The 15,743-nt window shown below is 71.8% G+C and carries 15 protein-coding genes; 13 read left to right on the top strand and 2 right to left on the bottom strand.

Annotated elements, in window-relative coordinates:
- Nucleotides 1-113 precede the first annotated feature (113 nt).
- From ACFYOH_RS22880 to ACFYOH_RS22825, 12 genes are all read left to right on the top strand, one after another.
- On the top strand, nucleotides 114-485 hold the full coding sequence (locus ACFYOH_RS22880; RefSeq protein ID WP_388628257.1) for a DUF4267 domain-containing protein: 372 nt from the start codon (nucleotides 114-116) through the stop codon (nucleotides 483-485).
- A 22-nt stretch (nucleotides 486-507) separates the two neighbouring features.
- Nucleotides 508-1,002: a cupin domain-containing protein gene (locus tag ACFYOH_RS22875; protein ID WP_388628254.1), complete on the top strand. Its 495-nt coding sequence runs from the start codon at nucleotides 508-510 to the stop codon at nucleotides 1,000-1,002.
- Between the two features lie 184 nt (nucleotides 1,003-1,186).
- Nucleotides 1,187-1,483, top strand: a complete 297-nt coding sequence (gene gatC / locus ACFYOH_RS22870; RefSeq protein WP_388628251.1) for an Asp-tRNA(Asn)/Glu-tRNA(Gln) amidotransferase subunit GatC — start codon at nucleotides 1,187-1,189, stop codon at nucleotides 1,481-1,483.
- Between the two features lie 5 nt (nucleotides 1,484-1,488).
- Nucleotides 1,489-2,988 carry an Asp-tRNA(Asn)/Glu-tRNA(Gln) amidotransferase subunit GatA gene (gatA, locus tag ACFYOH_RS22865; RefSeq protein WP_388628248.1) on the top strand — a complete coding sequence of 500 codons (1,500 nt, stop codon included), beginning with the start codon at nucleotides 1,489-1,491 and terminating at the stop codon, nucleotides 2,986-2,988.
- Complete coding sequence (locus tag ACFYOH_RS22860; protein WP_323377045.1) at nucleotides 2,985-3,227, top strand: hypothetical protein; 243 nt, start codon at nucleotides 2,985-2,987, stop codon at nucleotides 3,225-3,227. The genes gatA and ACFYOH_RS22860 overlap by 4 nt, the downstream gene beginning before the upstream one ends.
- Nucleotides 3,228-3,243: 16 nt before the next feature.
- Nucleotides 3,244-4,758 (top strand): Asp-tRNA(Asn)/Glu-tRNA(Gln) amidotransferase subunit GatB, encoded by a 1,515-nt coding sequence (gatB, locus tag ACFYOH_RS22855; protein WP_388628245.1) that lies wholly within the window; start codon nucleotides 3,244-3,246, stop codon nucleotides 4,756-4,758.
- Nucleotides 4,759-5,028: 270 nt separating this feature from the next.
- Entirely contained in the window at nucleotides 5,029-7,254 is a 2,226-nt protein-coding gene (locus ACFYOH_RS22850; RefSeq protein WP_388628242.1) for an MMPL family transporter, read from the top strand.
- Nucleotides 7,232-7,807: a GNAT family N-acetyltransferase gene (locus ACFYOH_RS22845; RefSeq protein WP_388628239.1), complete on the top strand. Its 576-nt coding sequence runs from the start codon at nucleotides 7,232-7,234 to the stop codon at nucleotides 7,805-7,807. The genes ACFYOH_RS22850 and ACFYOH_RS22845 overlap by 23 nt, the downstream gene beginning before the upstream one ends.
- 35 nt (nucleotides 7,808-7,842) lie before the next feature.
- Nucleotides 7,843-8,421, top strand: coding sequence for a hypothetical protein (locus tag ACFYOH_RS22840; RefSeq protein WP_388628236.1), 579 nt, complete (start codon nucleotides 7,843-7,845; stop codon nucleotides 8,419-8,421).
- A gap of 196 nt (nucleotides 8,422-8,617) precedes the next feature.
- Entirely contained in the window at nucleotides 8,618-8,809 is a 192-nt protein-coding gene (locus ACFYOH_RS22835; protein WP_388628233.1) for a hypothetical protein, read from the top strand.
- 203 nt (nucleotides 8,810-9,012) lie between these two features.
- Nucleotides 9,013-12,054, top strand: a complete 3,042-nt coding sequence (locus ACFYOH_RS22830; protein ID WP_388628230.1) for an AAA family ATPase — start codon at nucleotides 9,013-9,015, stop codon at nucleotides 12,052-12,054.
- 48 nt (nucleotides 12,055-12,102) lie between these two features.
- Complete coding sequence (locus ACFYOH_RS22825) at nucleotides 12,103-12,321, top strand: DUF6191 domain-containing protein (protein ID WP_388628228.1); 219 nt, start codon at nucleotides 12,103-12,105, stop codon at nucleotides 12,319-12,321.
- Between the two features lie 15 nt (nucleotides 12,322-12,336).
- On the opposite strand, the gene ACFYOH_RS22820 is transcribed toward ACFYOH_RS22825, so the two are convergent.
- Both ACFYOH_RS22820 and ACFYOH_RS22815 read right to left on the bottom strand, forming a co-directional pair.
- Entirely contained in the window at nucleotides 12,337-13,488 is a 1,152-nt protein-coding gene (locus tag ACFYOH_RS22820) for a PQQ-dependent sugar dehydrogenase (RefSeq protein ID WP_388628459.1), read from the bottom strand.
- Between the two features lie 115 nt (nucleotides 13,489-13,603).
- Nucleotides 13,604-14,602, bottom strand: coding sequence for an aldo/keto reductase (locus tag ACFYOH_RS22815; RefSeq protein ID WP_388628225.1), 999 nt, complete (start codon nucleotides 14,600-14,602; stop codon nucleotides 13,604-13,606).
- 76 nt (nucleotides 14,603-14,678) lie between these two features.
- On the opposite strand from ACFYOH_RS22815, the gene ACFYOH_RS22810 reads away from it, so the two are divergent.
- Nucleotides 14,679-15,632, top strand: coding sequence for a 2-hydroxyacid dehydrogenase (locus ACFYOH_RS22810; protein WP_388628222.1), 954 nt, complete (start codon nucleotides 14,679-14,681; stop codon nucleotides 15,630-15,632).
- The last annotated feature ends 111 nt before the right edge of the window (nucleotides 15,633-15,743 follow it).

Raw genomic sequence — 15,743 nt, 5'->3', positions numbered from 1 at the left:
GCAGAGGCGCCGGAGTCCTCCGTCCCAGATCCTAGCAGCGCTAGTCAATCTATCGATGCTCTGCTAGCTTTGCCCCTGTTCCTAGCATCGCTAGCAAGCATCGGGGAGATCCCATGGCCGTCACCGCGTACGCCCTGGCCGTCCTGCTCGACCTGTTCTGCGTGTTCCTCGGCTACCGGTTCTGGTTCCAGCCGGGCCCGGCCGCGGCCGGCTACGGCGTCGCAGCCGACCCCCGGGGCGACGCCGGCGCCTACCTGTCGGTCAAAGGCCTCAGGGACGGCACCCTCGGGCTGCTGGGCCTGGTCCTGCTGGCCGCCGCCGGTGCCCGCGCGGAGGCGTGGTTCATGGTCTGCGTGGCACTCGTCCCGCTCGTCGACACCCTGATAGTCCTGCGCCACGGCGGGAGGAAAGCGGTCGCGTTCGGCATCCACTTCGCCACCGCGATTGTCGTACTGATCAGCGCCGGACTGCTCTTCGCGGTCTGACCACCACACAAGGGAACGCATCATGTCGCTGTTCGTGCCCAAGTTCGACGATTCCGTGATCGTGCGCGGCGCCGAGGTCGAGGTGGTCGGGGGTGCCCCGGTCGGCGTCCAGCTGCTGGCCGACCAGAGTGCGACCGGAGGGGCGCTGTCCACCGTGCGCGTCACCCTGGCCGAGGGCGCCGACGGCGCGCGGCCGCACCTCCACCACAGCGGGGCGGAGATGTTCTACCTGCTCGACGGGTGTGCCGAGATCCTCTCCGGTGACGACATCGTGACCGCGGAGCGCGGTGACCTCGTCATCGTCCCGCCGGAGAAGCCGCACGCCTTCGCCGCTGTCCCGGAGGCCGCGGCGGACATCCTCATCGTCTTCACCCCGGGCATCGAGCGCTTCGAGTACTTCCGCCACCTGCAGCGCATCCGCCTCGGCGAGGCCACCCCGGAGAGCATCCTCGAGGTGCAGGACCGGTACGACAACCACTTCCTCAAGAGCGAGGTCTGGGACGGCCGCCGGGGCTGACGCGCGGGGCCGGGGAAACCGTTTCACGGCCACCCGCCCCCGCCCCATAGGATTGGGGCTAGTCGTCCCATTCCCGTCTGTCGCGCGACGCCTGGCCCGCGCGACCCGCCCTTCGGGCGGACGACGGGAACGGGAGGACTGGCCCCAGCCCGAACCACACACACTCACCCCAGAGGATCGCTGCATGCCTGGCATCACGCGCGAGGAGGTCGCCCACCTCGCCCGGCTGGCGCGTCTGGAGCTGAAGCCCGAAGAACTCGACCACTTCGCGGCACAGCTGGACGACATCATCGGCGCGGTCGCCCGCGTCAGCGAGGTCGCCGACCAAGACGTACCGCCGACCTCGCACCCGCTCCCGCTGACGAACGTCATGCGCGCGGACGAGGGCCGTCCCTCGCTCACCCCCGAGCAGGCGCTCTCCGGCGCCCCGGCACAGGAGCAGCAGCGTTTCAAGGTGCCGCAGATCCTGGGGGAGGAGTGACCACCATGACGGACAGCAACATCATCAAGCTCACCGCCGCGCAGATCGCCGAGAAGATCGCCTCCGGCGAGCTCACGGCCGTCGAGGTCACCGAGGCCCACCTCGCCCGGATCGAGGCCGTCGACGAGAAGGTGCACGCCTTCCTGTACATCGACCGCGCGGGCGCCCTCGCCCAGGCCCGCGCCGTGGACGAGAAGCGGGAGCGAGGGGAGAAGCTCGGCCCCCTGGCCGGCGTGCCCCTCGCGCTCAAGGACATCTTCACCACCGAGGGCGTCCCCACGACCGTCGGCTCGAAGATCCTGGAAGGGTGGATTCCGCCGTACGACGCCACCCTCACCAAGAAGCTGAAGGCCGCTGACGTCGTCATCCTCGGCAAGACCAACATGGACGAGTTCGCCATGGGGTCCTCCACCGAGAACAGCGCCTACGGGCCGACCGGCAACCCCTGGGACCTCACCAGGATCCCCGGCGGCTCCGGCGGTGGGTCGAGCGCCGCGCTCGCCTCCTTCCAGGCGCCCCTCGCCATCGGCACCGACACCGGCGGCTCCATCCGCCAGCCGGCCGCCGTCACCGGCACGGTCGGCGTCAAGCCGACGTACGGCGCGGTGTCCCGCTTCGGCATGGTCGCCTTCTCCTCGTCCCTCGACCAGGGCGGCCCCTGCGCCCGTACGGTCCTGGACGCGGCGCTGCTGCACGAGGTCATCGCCGGACACGACCCGATGGACTCCACCTCCATCGACGCCCCGGTCCCGCCGGTCGTCGAGGCCGCCCGCAACGGCAGCGTGCAGGGCATGCGGGTCGGCGTGGTCAAGCAGTTCCGCGGCGAGGGCTACCAGGCCGGAGTCATCCAGCGCTTCGACGAGTCGGTCGAGCTGCTGAAGGAGCTGGGCGCCGAGATCGTCGAGCTGGACTGCCCGTCCTTCGACCTCGCCCTGTCGGCGTACTACCTGATCGCGCCGTCCGAGTGCTCCTCCAACCTCGCCCGTTTCGACGGCCTGCGCTACGGTCTGCGGACCGGCGACGACGGCAGCCACTCGGCCGAGGAGGTCACCTCCCTCACCCGCGAGGCCGGCTTCGGTCCCGAGGTCAAGCGCCGCATCATGCTCGGCACCTATGCGCTGTCGAGCGGGTACTACGACGCGTACTACGGCTCCGCCCAGAAGGTCCGCACGCTCATCACGCGCGACTTCGAGAAGGCCTTCGAGCAGGTCGACGTCATCGTCTCGCCGACGACCCCGACCACCGCCTTCCCGATCGGCGAGCGCGCCGACGACCCGATGGCGATGTACCTCGCGGACCTGTGCACCATCCCGACCAACCTCGCGGGCAACGCGGCCATGTCCCTGCCCTGCGGACTCGCCCCGGAGGACAACCTCCCGGTGGGCCTGCAGATCATCGCCCCCGCGATGCAGGACGATCGCCTGTACAAGGTGGGCGCCGCCGTCGAGGCCGCCTTCGTGGAAAAGTGGGGTCACCCGCTGCTGGAGGAGGCTCCGTCACTGTGAGCAAGGCACTGTCCAAGGCCAAGGGCTTCAAGAAGTCCAAGTCCGGTACGTACCTGTCCATGGCCACCACCGCGTTCGGCGCGGTCGGTGTCGCCAAGCAGATCAAGAAGGCCCGCGCCGAGCACGACACGCTGCGGCTGATCGACGCCACGGTCTCGGCCGTGGCCATCGTGACCGGCCTCGCGATCCTCTACCGCGAGCTGAAGCGGCTGGGCGACGACGACGTCCTGCTGGGCTGAGAGGGAAGTTTTCACCGTGACCACCACGACCGACCTGGTGTCGTACGAGGACGCGCTGGCGTCGTACGACCCCGTCATGGGCCTTGAGGTCCATGTCGAACTCGGCACCAAGACCAAGATGTTCTGCGGCTGTTCGACGGCGCTCGGCGCCGACCCGAACACCCAGACCTGCCCCGTCTGCCTCGGCCTGCCCGGCGCGCTCCCGGTCATGAACGCGACCGGCGTCGAGTCGGCGATCAAGATCGGTCTCGCGCTGAACTGCGAGATCGCCGAGTGGTGCCGCTTCGCCCGGAAGAACTACTTCTATCCGGACATGCCGAAGAACTTCCAGACCTCCCAGTACGACGAGCCGATCGCCTTCAACGGCTACCTCGACGTGCAGCTGGAGGACGGCGAGACCTTCCGCGTGGAGATCGAGCGCGCCCACATGGAGGAGGACACCGGCAAGTCCACCCACGTGGGTGGCGCGACCGGTCGTATCCACGGCGCGCAGCACTCGCTCCTGGACTACAACCGTGCCGGCATCCCGCTCATCGAGATCGTCACCAAGCCGATCGTCGGCGCCGGCGAGCGCGCCCCCGAGGTGGCGAAGGCGTACGTCCGTGAGCTGCGCGAGCTCATCCGTGCCCTCGGCGTGTCCGAGGCCCGCATGGAGATGGGCCAGATGCGCTGCGACGTCAACCTGTCGCTGATGCCGAAGGGCGCCGACAAGTTCGGCACCCGCAGCGAGACCAAGAACGTCAACTCGCTGCGTTCGGTGGAGCGCGCGGTCCGCTTCGAGGTCATGCGCCACGCCGCCGTGCTGAACGACGGCGGCAAGGTCGTCCAGGAGACCCGCCACTTCCACGAGGACACCGGCTCCACCACCTCCGGCCGGACGAAGGAGGAGGCCGAGGACTACCGGTACTTCCCGGAGCCCGACCTCGTTCCGGTCGCGCCCACGCGCGAGTGGGTGGAGGAGATCCGCGCGGCGCTGCCCGAGCTGCCGCTGGCCCGCCGCACCCGGCTGCTCGCCGAGTGGGGCATCTCCGCCACCGACATGCAGGCCATCATCAACGCCGGTGCGCTGGACCTGATCGTCGCCACGATCGACGCCGGTGCCGACGCCGCCTCCGCCCGCAAGTGGTGGATGGGCGAACTGGCGCGCAGCGCCAACGAGTCCGGCAAGGCGCTGGACGAGCTGGCGATCACGCCCGCGCAGGTGGCCCGGGTCGCCGAGCTGGTCGCGAAGGGTGACCTGAACGACAAGCTGGCCCGCCAGGTCATCGAGGGCGTCCTCGCGGGCGAGGGCACCCCGGACGAGGTCGTCGACAAGCGCGGTCTGAAGGTCGTCTCCGACGAGGGCGCGCTGACCGCCGCCGTCGACGAGGCGATCGCCGGCAACCCGGGCGTCGCGGACAAGATCCGCGGCGGCAAGGTGGCCGCGGCGGGCGCCCTGGTCGGCGCGGTCATGAAGGCGACCCGGGGGCAGGCCGACGCGGCCCGCGTCAAGGAGCTGATCCTTCAGAAGCTGGGTGTCAGCGAGGGCTGAGCGACACCGCGGGAACCATCCGAGGGGCAGTGCACCGAGCTGGTGTACTGCCCCTCGCTCGCTTACAAGAACCTTATGAGGCGACAGAGTTCGCCGGAGTGTCCTGTGATGTCGCTCCCAGTCCTGTGAACAAGCCCACGATCGCGACAAACGATCATTTTCGCCTGCAAGAGTGTCTTGCGATTGCTCATGCGTTCTTTGCGGGCTGTTCAGTTTATGGACGATCGTTCCCGATCAAAGATCCACAAATCATCTCCTGGGAGCACGTCCGTGGCAGACCTCGCCCGTTGGTGTGTCCGGCATCGGCTGATCGCCGTGCTGCTGTGGCTCCTCGCCTTCGGCGGGGTCACCGCGGCCGCCGCCGTGGCCGGTTCGTCGTACTCGAACGCCTACGACGTCCCCGGCACCCAGGCGGGCCGCGCGGCACAGCTGCTCAAGGAGAGCTTTCCGGGCCTGGGCGGGGACAGCGACACCGTCGTCTGGCACACCGGCACCGGCACCGTCCGCGCCGCCGGCGTCGAGCAGACCATGACCCACACCCTGGACCGGATCGCCTCGCTGCCCGGCGTGGCCTCCGTGACCGGCCCGTACGGCCGCCAGGACGCACACCGGATCAGCGACGACGGCCGTACGGCCTACGCCACCGTCACCTTCACCCAGGAGGCCGAGCACATCGGCAAGGCCGAGGCGCAGGCCGTGGTGCGCACCGCCAAGGCCGCCGAGGGCCACGGGCTCCAGGTGGAACTGGGCGGCAGCGCCATAGGACTCACCGCGTCCCCGCGCGCGCACACGGCCGAGGTGGTCGGCGTGCTCGTCGCGGCCGTCGTGCTGTTCGTGGCCTTCGGCTCGCTCGCCGCCTCGGCCCTGCCCATCGCCACCGCCCTGATCGGCGTCGGCACCGCCTACTCCGGCATCGGGTTGCTCGGGCACGTCATGACCGTCGCCGACTTCGCACCCATGCTCGGCATGCTCATCGGCCTCGGCGTCGGCATCGACTACGCGCTGTTCATCGTGACCAGACACCGGCGCGGACTGAAACGCGGCCTGAGCGTCACCGAGGCCGCCGTGAACGCCGTGGCCACCACCGGACGCGCGGTCGTCTTCGCGGGTGCGACGGTGTGCATCGCCCTGCTGGGGATGCTGATACTGCGGCTGAGCTTCCTCAACGGCGTCGCCGTGGCCGCCTCGTTGACGGTCCTGCTCACCGTCGCGGCCTCGGTCACGCTGCTGCCCGCCCTGCTGTCGTACATCGGCCCCCGGGCCCTCAGCCGCCGCGAGCGGCGCCGGCTCGCCGAGCACGGGCCGCGTCCGGAGCTGCCCACCGGTCTCGCCGCCCGCTGGTCGGCGCTCGTCGAACGCCGGCCCAAGCTGCTCGGCTCGCTCGCCGTCGCCGTCATCGCCCTGCTCGCCCTGCCCACCCTCTCCCTCCACCTGGGCACCTCCGACCAGGGCAACGACCCGCGCACCTCCACCACCCGCAAGGCCTACGACCTGCTCGCCGAGGGCTTCGGACCGGGAGTGAACGGACCGCTCACCCTGGTCACCCGGGTGGACGGCGCCGACGACAGGCTCGCCCTGGACAACCTCGACGAGACCCTGCGCACCACCCGGGGCGTCGCCGCCGTCACCCCGGCCACTTACGCCGCCGGCACCGCCTACCTCACCGTCGTCCCCGACTCCGCGCCGCAGTCGCAGCAGACCAGTGAACTCGTGGACCGGCTGCGCACCAAGGTGCTGCCGCGCGCGGAGACCGGCACCTCCCTGCACATCCAGGTCGGCGGGGTCACCGCCGGCTACGACGACTTCGCGGGTGTGATCATCGGCAAGCTGCCGCTGTTCGTCGGCGCGGTCATCGGCCTCGGCTGCCTGCTGCTGCTCGTCGCGTTCCGCTCGCTCGGCATCCCGCTGAAGGCCGCCGTGATGAACATCGCCGCCGTGGCCGCCGCGTTCGGCATCGTCGTCGCCGTCTTCCAGTGGGGCTGGGGCAGCGAACTGCTCGGCCTCGGCCGGGCCGGGCCCATCGAGCCGTTCCTCCCCGTGATCATGGTGTCCGTGCTCTTCGGACTCTCCATGGACTACCAGGTCTTCCTGGTCAGCCGGATGTACGAGGAGTGGCTGGAGACCGGCGACAACCGGCGCGCCGTCCGCGTGGGCCTCGCCGAGACAAGCCGGGTCATCAACTCCGCCGCGGTCATCATGATCTCGGTCTTCCTCGCCTTCGTGCTCAGCGGCGACCGCGTGATCGCCATGTTCGGCATCGCGCTCGCCTCCGCCGTCGCCCTGGACGCCTTCGTCCTGCGCACCCTCCTCGTGCCCGCGCTGATGCATCTGCTGGGCGCCGCCAACTGGTGGCTGCCCGCCTGGCTGGAGCAGCGCCTGCCGCACGTCAGCATCGAGCCGCCCGAGTGCCGCGCCTCGCATGAGAGGCTCGGCAGGGTCTCGGTGGAGGAACTGCGGAAGGAACGGCAGCGCGATGTACGCGATATCCCTGGGTGACGACGGCGCCGAGCTGCGGCCCCTGGAGGTCTGGCACGCCGAGGAGCTCCTCGCCAACATCGACCGGGGGCGGGAGTTCATCGGCCGGCACATCGGGCTGCCGGACGTGATCACCGACCTGGACTCCGCCCGCGCCTACCTGAAGTCCTACGCCGACAAGCGCGGCGCCGACGCCGGCAGCCTGCACGGCATCCGGCTGGACGGGAAGCTGGTCGGCGGTCTGCTGTTCCGGGTGTGGGACACCCCGAGCGGGGTGTGCGAGGCCGGTTGCTGGCTGGAGCCCGCGGCGGCCGGGCGCGGGCTGGTCACCCGCGGCATGCGGGTGCTGCTGGACTGGGCCTTCGAGGAGCGCGGCATGCACCGTGTCGAGTGGTACGCGTCCTCCGCCAACGAGCCCAGCATCAACGTGGCCCGGCGGCTCGGCATGACCCGCGAGGGCATGTTCCGCGAGAACTACCCGCACCGGGGCGTGCGCGCCAGCACCGAGATCTGGTCGATGCTCGCGCCCGAATGGCGTGCGGCACGCGCGCGTACCGCCCACAACGATCATTAAGACACCTCTCAGACAGGGTCCGTACCGTGCCGGGCATGGCTACGAAGACAGAGGAAGGCGCCACGGCCGGCACCGAGGCGCAGGGCGACGACACGGCGGTGGAGGCCGCCATCACCGAGAAGGACACCGCGCGGGCGGAGGCTCTTGAGGAGCACTCCGGGAAGGCGGACGCCGTCGAGGAGGAGTCCGGGGAACAGGAACCCGCGCAGGAGAAGGTGCCCTCCGGGGTCGGTCAGGGCGCCGGTGCCGTCGTCTCCGCCGCGCTGGGCTTCGTCTCGCTCAGCGGCGGCTGGATCGGCACCGTCGCGGGCGCCCGCGAGCAGCTCGTCGGTCAGCTGCGCACCTCCTCCACCGCGAGCGTCGCCACCCAGATCAAGGCGGTCTACGGCAACGCCTGGCACAGCACCGCCCTGTGGGCCGGCCTGTTCGCGCTGGCCGCCCTGCTCACCGGTGTCGTCGTGCTCGCCCGGCCCGCCTTCGGCACCCCGGGCCGCCCGCAGGCGCCCTGGATCAAGTCGGTCGCGTGGGCCGGCGTCTCGCTCGGTGTCATCGGTCTGCTGCTGGCCGTCCTGAAGTACTCCGACGCCCTGCTCGCCCTGCCCTCGACCGGCTGAGAACCCACAGGCCCCAGGGGCCTTAGGGAATCCGAGAGCACCTCACGGACTCCCTAAGGCCCCTTACGCGCGCGTGGGGCCCGTACGCCGCCCGAAGATGCGGAACTCTCCCGATGTGGCGCACCCCCCTGGGAGGCGAAGGTGGAGGCATCGCAGAACGCGACGCACGACACCGGCTCTCCTCGAAGGACACGTCATGATCGAGATCGAGTACCACAAGATGCGCTCCGCCCAGCTGATCCTCGAGGCCGAGCAGCAGCGCCTGGCCCGCGAGGCCGCCCGGGCCCGGCGCGCCGCCCGCCGCGAGGGGTCCGTCGGCCGTGACAGCGCGGTCGCCGAGTCCCATACCGACCGGCCCCGCCGGCACCGGATCCCGCGCACCGCGTGAACACCGGACCGACGCAGGGGCCCGGAGCGGATGGCGGCCGTACGGGGGTCGGCCGCCTTCCGCACCTGCCGGACCAGGGTCGTACGACTGTCCACCCCAGTCGTACGACCCTTCCGTCTGTTTCCACACCCCTTCCGATCGCCGGTACGACGATCGCACCGAATCTGTGGAAAACCGCTGCCCTGCCGTCCGGGCCTCATGCGATGCTCGGGCCCGTGGAGACCAGGTCCGTAAGTCCCGTGTTCGTCGGCCGCACCGACGAGCTGGACACCTTGAACGACGCGCTCGCCCGCGCCCGCGCCGGCGAGCCCCAGGCGCTGCTGCTCGGCGGCGAGGCCGGGGTCGGCAAGACCCGCCTTGTAGAGGAGTTCGCCGCGGCCGCCGGGCCGCACGCGGTCGTCGCCGTCGGCGGCTGTGTGGAGATCGGCGCGGACGGGCTGCCGTTCGCGCCCTTCTCGGCAGCGCTGCGCGCCCTGCGCGACGCCCTGCCCGAGGAGTTCGCCGCCGCAGCCCACGGGCAGGAGGAGGAACTGGCCCGGCTCCTGCCCGACCTGGGCGAGGCCGGCGCCGGCCGCCACGACGAGCAGGGCATGGCCCGCCTGTTCGAACTCACCGCCCGGCTGCTGGAACGGGTCGCCGCGGAGCACCCGGTCGTGCTCGTCCTGGAGGACCTGCACTGGGCCGACGCCTCCACCCGCCACCTCCTCGCCTACCTCTTCCGGACCCTGCGCGCAGGCAGGCTCCTCGTCCTCGCCAGCTACCGCTCCGACGACATCCACCGTCGCCATCCACTGCGCCCCCTGCTCGCCGAACTCGACCGGCTGCGCACCGTCCGCCGCATCGAACTCGCCCGCTTCACCCGCGAGGAGGTGGGCCGTCAGATCGCCGGCATCCTCGCCGCCGAACCCGACCCCGCACAGGTCGACGAGATCTTCGAACGCTCCGACGGCAACGCCTTCTTCGTCGAGGAACTGGCCGCCGCCGCCTGTGACGGCTGCTGCACCGGCCTCACCGACTCCCTGCGCGACCTGCTACTCGTCCGCGTCGAGGCGCTGCCCGAGAGAGCCCAACGGGTCGCCCGGATCGTCGCCGAGGGCGGCTCCACCGTCGAGTACCGGCTGATCGCCGCCGTCGCCCAGCTCGGCGAGGACGACCTCATCGAGGCACTGCGGGCCGCCGTCGGCGCCAACATCCTCACCGTCACCCCGGCCGGCGACGGCTACCGCTTCCGGCACTCCCTGGTACGCGAGGCCGTCGCCGACGACCTGCTGCCCGGCGAACGCTCCCGGCTCAACCGCCGCTACGCAGAGGCGCTTGAGGCCGATCCCACGCTCGTCCCGGCCGACGCCCGCGTGATGCGCCTGGCCAGCTACTGGTACCACGCGCACGACCCCGCCAAGGCCCTGCCCGCCGTCCTGGACGCCTCCGTCGTGGCCCGCCGCCGGCACGCCTACACCGAGCAACTCGGCCTGCTGGAGCGGGCGATGGAGCTGTGGGACGGCGTCCCGGAGGAGGTGCGCTCGGCCCTGCGCCCGGTGGACTACACCGAGGTCTACCCGCCCTGCGGCTGTGACCCGGCCACCGCCCCGCTGCGCTATCTCGACCTGATGGCCGAGGCCGCCGTCGCGGGCCGGTTCGGGGGAGAACGCGAACGCGCGCTGAAGATCACCAAGCGGGCCCTGCGCCTCCTGGAGGACGACCCGGACCCCCTGCGCGCCGCATGGTTCTGGGTGCAGCGCTCCCGGCTGATCCAGGCCCAGGCCCGTGGCGACGGCTGGCAGGAACTGGCCACCGCCCAGGACCTGGTGCGGGGCCTGCCGCCGTCCGAGGTGCACGCCGAGGTGCTGGCCCTCGCCGCCAACTGGTCCATGCTGCACCGGCCCGGACCCGACGCCTTCGCCGCCGCCGAGCGTGCCGTGGAGTACGCGCGCATGGTCGGCGCCCGCGACATCGAACTGCACGCCCGGCTCACCCTGGGCTGCCTGGAGTTGGACTCCGGCGACACGGAGCGAGGACTGGCTCGGATGCGGCAGGTGCTGCGGGACACCCTCGCCGAAGGCGTGCACCAGGTCGCGGGCCGCGCCTACGTCAACATTCCCTCCCAGCTGCAGGGCATCGGCCGCGACCGGGAGGCGGTCCGCCTCCTGCGCGAGGGCATCGCCTTCGCCCGCGCCCAGGGGCTGCTGGACTCCGAGTCCTGGATACGCGGCAACCTGGCCGCGGCCCTGTACTCGCTCGGCGACTGGGCGGAGGCCGCCGAGGCCGCCACCCACGCGACCCGGGCCGGGCACAGCGCCAAAACCCGTGGCACGGGCGCCGTGCACCTGGCACACCTCGCCCTGGCCCGGGGCGACCTCGCCGAAGCCGGCCGGCAACTCGCCGCCGCCCGCGCCCACTACGGCACCCACGACCCCATGCCCCAGCACGTCCTGCCCCTGGCCCGGGTCGCCCTGGGCGTCGCCGCCGAGGAGGGCCGTATCGCCGACACCCGCGCCGAACTGCTGCGGGCCCTGGACGACGGCTTCCCGCCCGGCACCCACCGCTACGGCTGGCCGCTGCTGCGGGCGGCCGCCACCGCGGAGGCCGAGGCCCGGACCCTGCCCGCCGCCGAGCCGGGCCGCGCCGAGATCCTCGACCGCCTCGGCGAGGCCGTACGGCACCTCGCCACCGGCGCCCCGCTCTGGCAGGCCTACGACCACTGGACCCGCGCCGAGCTGCGCCGCGCGGAGGGCGAGGACACCGCCGACGACTGGTCGCCGGTCGTCACGGCCTTCGAGTGCCTGGACCGTCCCTATGAGCTCGCCCGGGTCCGCCACCGCCTCGCCGGGGCGCTCCTGGCCGGCGGCGGCGACGACGAACGCGACCGCGCGGTGGAACTGCTCCGGCTGACGGCCGCCGTCGCCGCCCACCTCGACGCCCGCCCCCTCGCCGACGCCGTCGCCCGCCTCGCCCAGCGCGCCCGCCTCACCCTGACCCGCGCGCCCCGGCAGGTCCTCGCCTCCGCCGACCCGGCCGCGGCCCTCGGCCTGACCAGCCGGGAGCGGGACGTCCTGCGCCTGGTCTCGGCCGGCCGCACCAACCGGCAGATCGCCGAGGAGCTGTTCATATCCCCGAAGACCGCGAGCGTCCACGTCTCCAACATCCTGAGCAAGCTCGGTGTCTCCGGCCGGGGCGAGGCGGCGGCGGTGGCGCACCGGCTGGGGCTGTTCCCGGCCGAGACGCTCACTGCCGGAGGCGCGGGCTGAGACATACGCTGGAGAAGAGCCGCAAGGGGGAGAAAGCGGGGAGGGGCCGTGTTCAACGCCTTCGAGGAACTGTTCGCACCCGGCCGCAAGCACAGCCGGGACGAACAGAACCGCCTGGAGCTGACCCGCGAGGACGTCGGCGACAACGACCCCGGACGGGGCCCGATAGACCTGTCCTCCGGGAAGGCGGTCATACGGCTGCCGCAGCCGTCACGGGCGGAGAAGGAGCCGCAGGAGAGCCCGGAGGAGAGACCCGGATCCGCGTGAACCGTCCGGCGAGCGCTACCTCACCTCCGCCTCCAGCACCCGGTCGTCCCCTTTCTTCGGACGGCCGCGGCCGTCCGTGTTGCTCGTCACCAGCCATGCCCTGTCGCCGCCTGCCGCGACCACCGTGCGCAGCCGACCGTACTCTCCGGTGAGGAAGGCCTGCGGTGCCGCCGCGGCCTCCGTGCCCTTGAGCGGGATGCGCCACAGGCGCCGGCCCCTCAGGCCCGCCATCCAGATCACGCCCTTGACACAGGCGATGCCGCTGGGGGAGGCCTCGTCGGGGTGCCACTGGGCAACGGGGTTCTGGAAGGCGGTGTCGGAGGACCTGCCCTCGGCCTTCGGCCAGCCGTAGTTCGCGCCCGGCTTGATCGCGTTCAGCTCGTCCCAGGTGTCCTGGCCGAACTCCGAGGCGAACAGGCGCTGTCTGTCGTCCCAGGCCAGGCCCTGGACGTTGCGGTGGCCGTAGGAGTACACCGGGGAGCCGGGGAACGGGTTGCCCGGGGCCGGTTCGCCCTCCGGGGTCAGGCGCAGGATCTTGCCGCCCAGGGACCGCCTGTCCTGGGCCAGACCCCGCTCGCCGCTGTCGCCGGTGCCCGCGTACAGCATGCCGTCCGGACCGAACGCGATCCGGCCGCCGTTGTGCACGACGCCCTTGGGTATGCCCTTGAACACTGTGTCCGGAGCGTCCAGTTGCTCACCGGGCGGCTTCCGCTCGTCGTACCGCATGCGGACGATGCGGTTGTCCGAGGCCGAGGTGAAGTAGGCGTAGATCATGTGGTCCGAGGTGTAGGCGGGGGAGAGGGCGACGCCCAGCAGACCGCCCTCGCCAGCCGGGGCGACCCCGGAGACCGTGCCCAGCTCGGTCCTGCGGCCCGTCTTCTCGTCGATCCGGATGATCGTGCCGTCGTCCCGGGAGGAGAGCAGCAGGCCGCCGTCGGGCAGCGGGGCCAGCCCCCATGGTGTCTTCAGGCCTTCGGCCACGGTGCGCAGCACCCTCACCGAGCCCTTGGCCGGCGGCACCGGCTCGGTGCCGCGGCCGGAGGGGGCCGTGCCCGGTGCCGTACCGGTGGCCGTCGTCCTCCCCGGAGGGCCGACCAGGGGTCCCCCTCCGCCCGAGGAGCAGCCGGCGGTCAGCAGGAGGGCGGCCACGGCGAACACGGCCGGCACAGCTCGTCCTTGCACGATCACGGTCCCTTCGAGGCGGTGGTCCAGCACCAGGTGCAAGTTCTCATACACCGCCCACCCGGGTTCCCGCCCCGGCACCACCGATCCCGGGAGGCCCTCAGTCCCAGGACCCCTGAGCCGCCGGCAGCCGTGCCATCTCCGCGAGGTCCTCCTCGGTCAGGCGCAGGTCGACCGCCGCCGCGTTCTCCATGGCCCAGCGTTCCTGCTTCGCGCCCGGCAGGGCGATCACATGGCGGCCCTGTGCCAGGACCCAGGCCAGGGCCACCTGGGCCGGTGTGACGTGCTCGCCGTGGCGGCGGGCGATGCGGCGCAGGCCCGCGACGATCGGCTGGTTGGCCGCCATCATCTCCGCCGTGAAACGGGGGTGGCGGGCCCGCAGGTCGTCCGGTTCGAAGCCCTCGCCTGGGGTCAACGTGCCGGTCAGGAAGCCGTTGCCCAGCGGCATCGCCGCGAGGAGACCCACGCCCCGCGCCTCGCACCACGGCAGCAGCGCCCGGAGCGCCTCCGGCGACCACACCGACAGCTCCGCCTCCACCGCGGCCACCGGGAAGACCTGCTGCACCCGCTGCAACTGGCGCAACGTACCGTCGTGCAGCCCCGCCCCGGAGCGGCGGCCGCCGCGCGCGCCCACCGCGCACAGGCCCAGTGCCCGCACCTTGCCGGCCCGCACCAGCTCGGCCATCGCGCCCCAGGTCTCCTCGACAGGCACCTCGGGGTCGGCGCGGTGCAGCTGGTAGAGGTCGATCACGTCCGTCTGCAGGCGGCGCAGGGAGGCGTCACAGGCCCGCTTCACATACCCGGGGCGGCCATTGGCCACGATGTGCTGCTCACCCACCAGCAGCCCCACCTTCGTGGACACGAAGGCGTCCGCGCGCCGCTCCTTCAGCACCCGGCCCAGCAGCAGCTCATTGGTGAACGGGCCGTACATGTCCGCCGTGTCCAGGAGGGTCGAGCCCAGGTCCAGCGCCCGGTGCACGGTCCTGAGCGATTCTTCGCCCCGCTGCCGCGACCCGCTGTACGCCCAGCTCATCGGCATGCACCCGAGTCCGACGGCCCCCACCGCGAGTGCCCCCGCGCCGATCGTCCTGCGCTCCACCTGCTCGTGAACCTCCCTCTGCCCGGACCCCAACCTAACCTCTGCACGCGCGCGTACCTGACATAGCCTCCATGGCATGAGTGCTGACGTGTGGCTTCCCATGGCGCCGGACGAGATCGAGGGGCTGCCCGAGGGGCCCCGGTACCTGTTCTGGGACGGGGGCGAGGACGGTGACCAGCCCTTTCCCGGCGACCCTGCGGACTGCGTCCTGTACGTGGTGCCGTACATGAAGCCGTGGCCGGTCAGGGTGCGTCCGCTGGAGCGGCTCACCAACGTCCAGGTGATCCAGACCCTCACCGCAGGAGTCGACGACGTCATGTCGCGGCTGTCCGCGATCCGGCCGGGCGTCCGGCTGTGCAACGCGCGCGGTGTGCACGAGGCGAGCACCGCCGAACTCGCGCTCGCCCTGACCCTCGCCTCCCTGCGCGGCATCCCCGGCTTCGTCCGGGCCCAGGAGCACGGGCGCTGGCAGAGCGCCTTCCACCCGGCCCTCGCCGACAAGTCCGTCCTCATCGTCGGCTACGGCTCCATCGGCGCCGCCATCGAGGACCGGCTCGCGCCCTTTGAGGTCGCGCGGGTGGCGCGCGTCGCGCGCTCTGAGCGCACCACGGCGCGCGGTCCGGTGCATCCGTTCACCGAATTGCCTTCTTTGCTTCCACACGCCGACGTCGTGATCCTTTCCACGCCCTTGACGGAGGAGACGCGGGGGCTGGTCGACACCGAGTTCCTCGCCCGGATGAAGGACGGAGCGCTGCTCGTGAACGTGGCGCGCGGTCCCGTCGTCGACACGAAGGCGCTGCTCGCGGAGCTGGAGAGCGGCCGTGTCACCGCCGCCCTGGACGTCACCGATCCCGAGCCGCTGCCGGCCGGACACCCGCTCTGGCAGGCCCCCGGTGTGCTCATCACCCCGCATGTGGGCGGACCCAGCTCCGCCTTCCTGCCGCGAGCCAAGCGGCTGCTCGCCGACCAGTTGACCCGGTTCGTGAACCACGAGCCCCTGCGCAACGTGATCCTGACGACGGGCGCGTAACCCCGGTTTCGGCACCCTCCGCAACCCCTCGGATGCGGCCCGTACCCGCATCCCCGCTGGTCGTCACGGAGCGTAGAGAACCTATGTCCCTGAGTGACGAACCTGGTGTAT

Source organism: Streptomyces sp. NPDC007856, from assembly GCF_042868225.1.
Lineage (GTDB): Bacteria > Actinomycetota > Actinomycetes > Streptomycetales > Streptomycetaceae > Streptomyces.
Note: the sequence above shows the minus strand (reverse complement) of the source record. Positions and strands in the feature narration are given on the sequence as shown.

Bases quoted from the DNA above. Each gene is read 5' to 3' on its own strand.
- ACFYOH_RS22880 (WP_388628257.1), top strand. From the start codon at position 114: ATGGCCGTCACCGCGTACGCCCTGGCCGTCCTGCTCGACCTGTTCTGC.
- ACFYOH_RS22875 (WP_388628254.1), top strand. From the start codon at position 508: ATGTCGCTGTTCGTGCCCAAGTTCGACGATTCCGTGATCGTGCGCGGC.
- gatC (WP_388628251.1), top strand. From the start codon at position 1,187: ATGCCTGGCATCACGCGCGAGGAGGTCGCCCACCTCGCCCGGCTGGCG.
- gatA (WP_388628248.1), top strand. From the start codon at position 1,489: ATGACGGACAGCAACATCATCAAGCTCACCGCCGCGCAGATCGCCGAG.
- ACFYOH_RS22845 (WP_388628239.1), top strand. From the start codon at position 7,232: ATGTACGCGATATCCCTGGGTGACGACGGCGCCGAGCTGCGGCCCCTG.
- ACFYOH_RS22840 (WP_388628236.1), top strand. From the start codon at position 7,843: ATGGCTACGAAGACAGAGGAAGGCGCCACGGCCGGCACCGAGGCGCAG.
- ACFYOH_RS22835 (WP_388628233.1), top strand. From the start codon at position 8,618: ATGATCGAGATCGAGTACCACAAGATGCGCTCCGCCCAGCTGATCCTC.
- ACFYOH_RS22830 (WP_388628230.1), top strand. From the start codon at position 9,013: ATGCTCGGGCCCGTGGAGACCAGGTCCGTAAGTCCCGTGTTCGTCGGC.
- ACFYOH_RS22810 (WP_388628222.1), top strand. From the start codon at position 14,679: ATGAGTGCTGACGTGTGGCTTCCCATGGCGCCGGACGAGATCGAGGGG.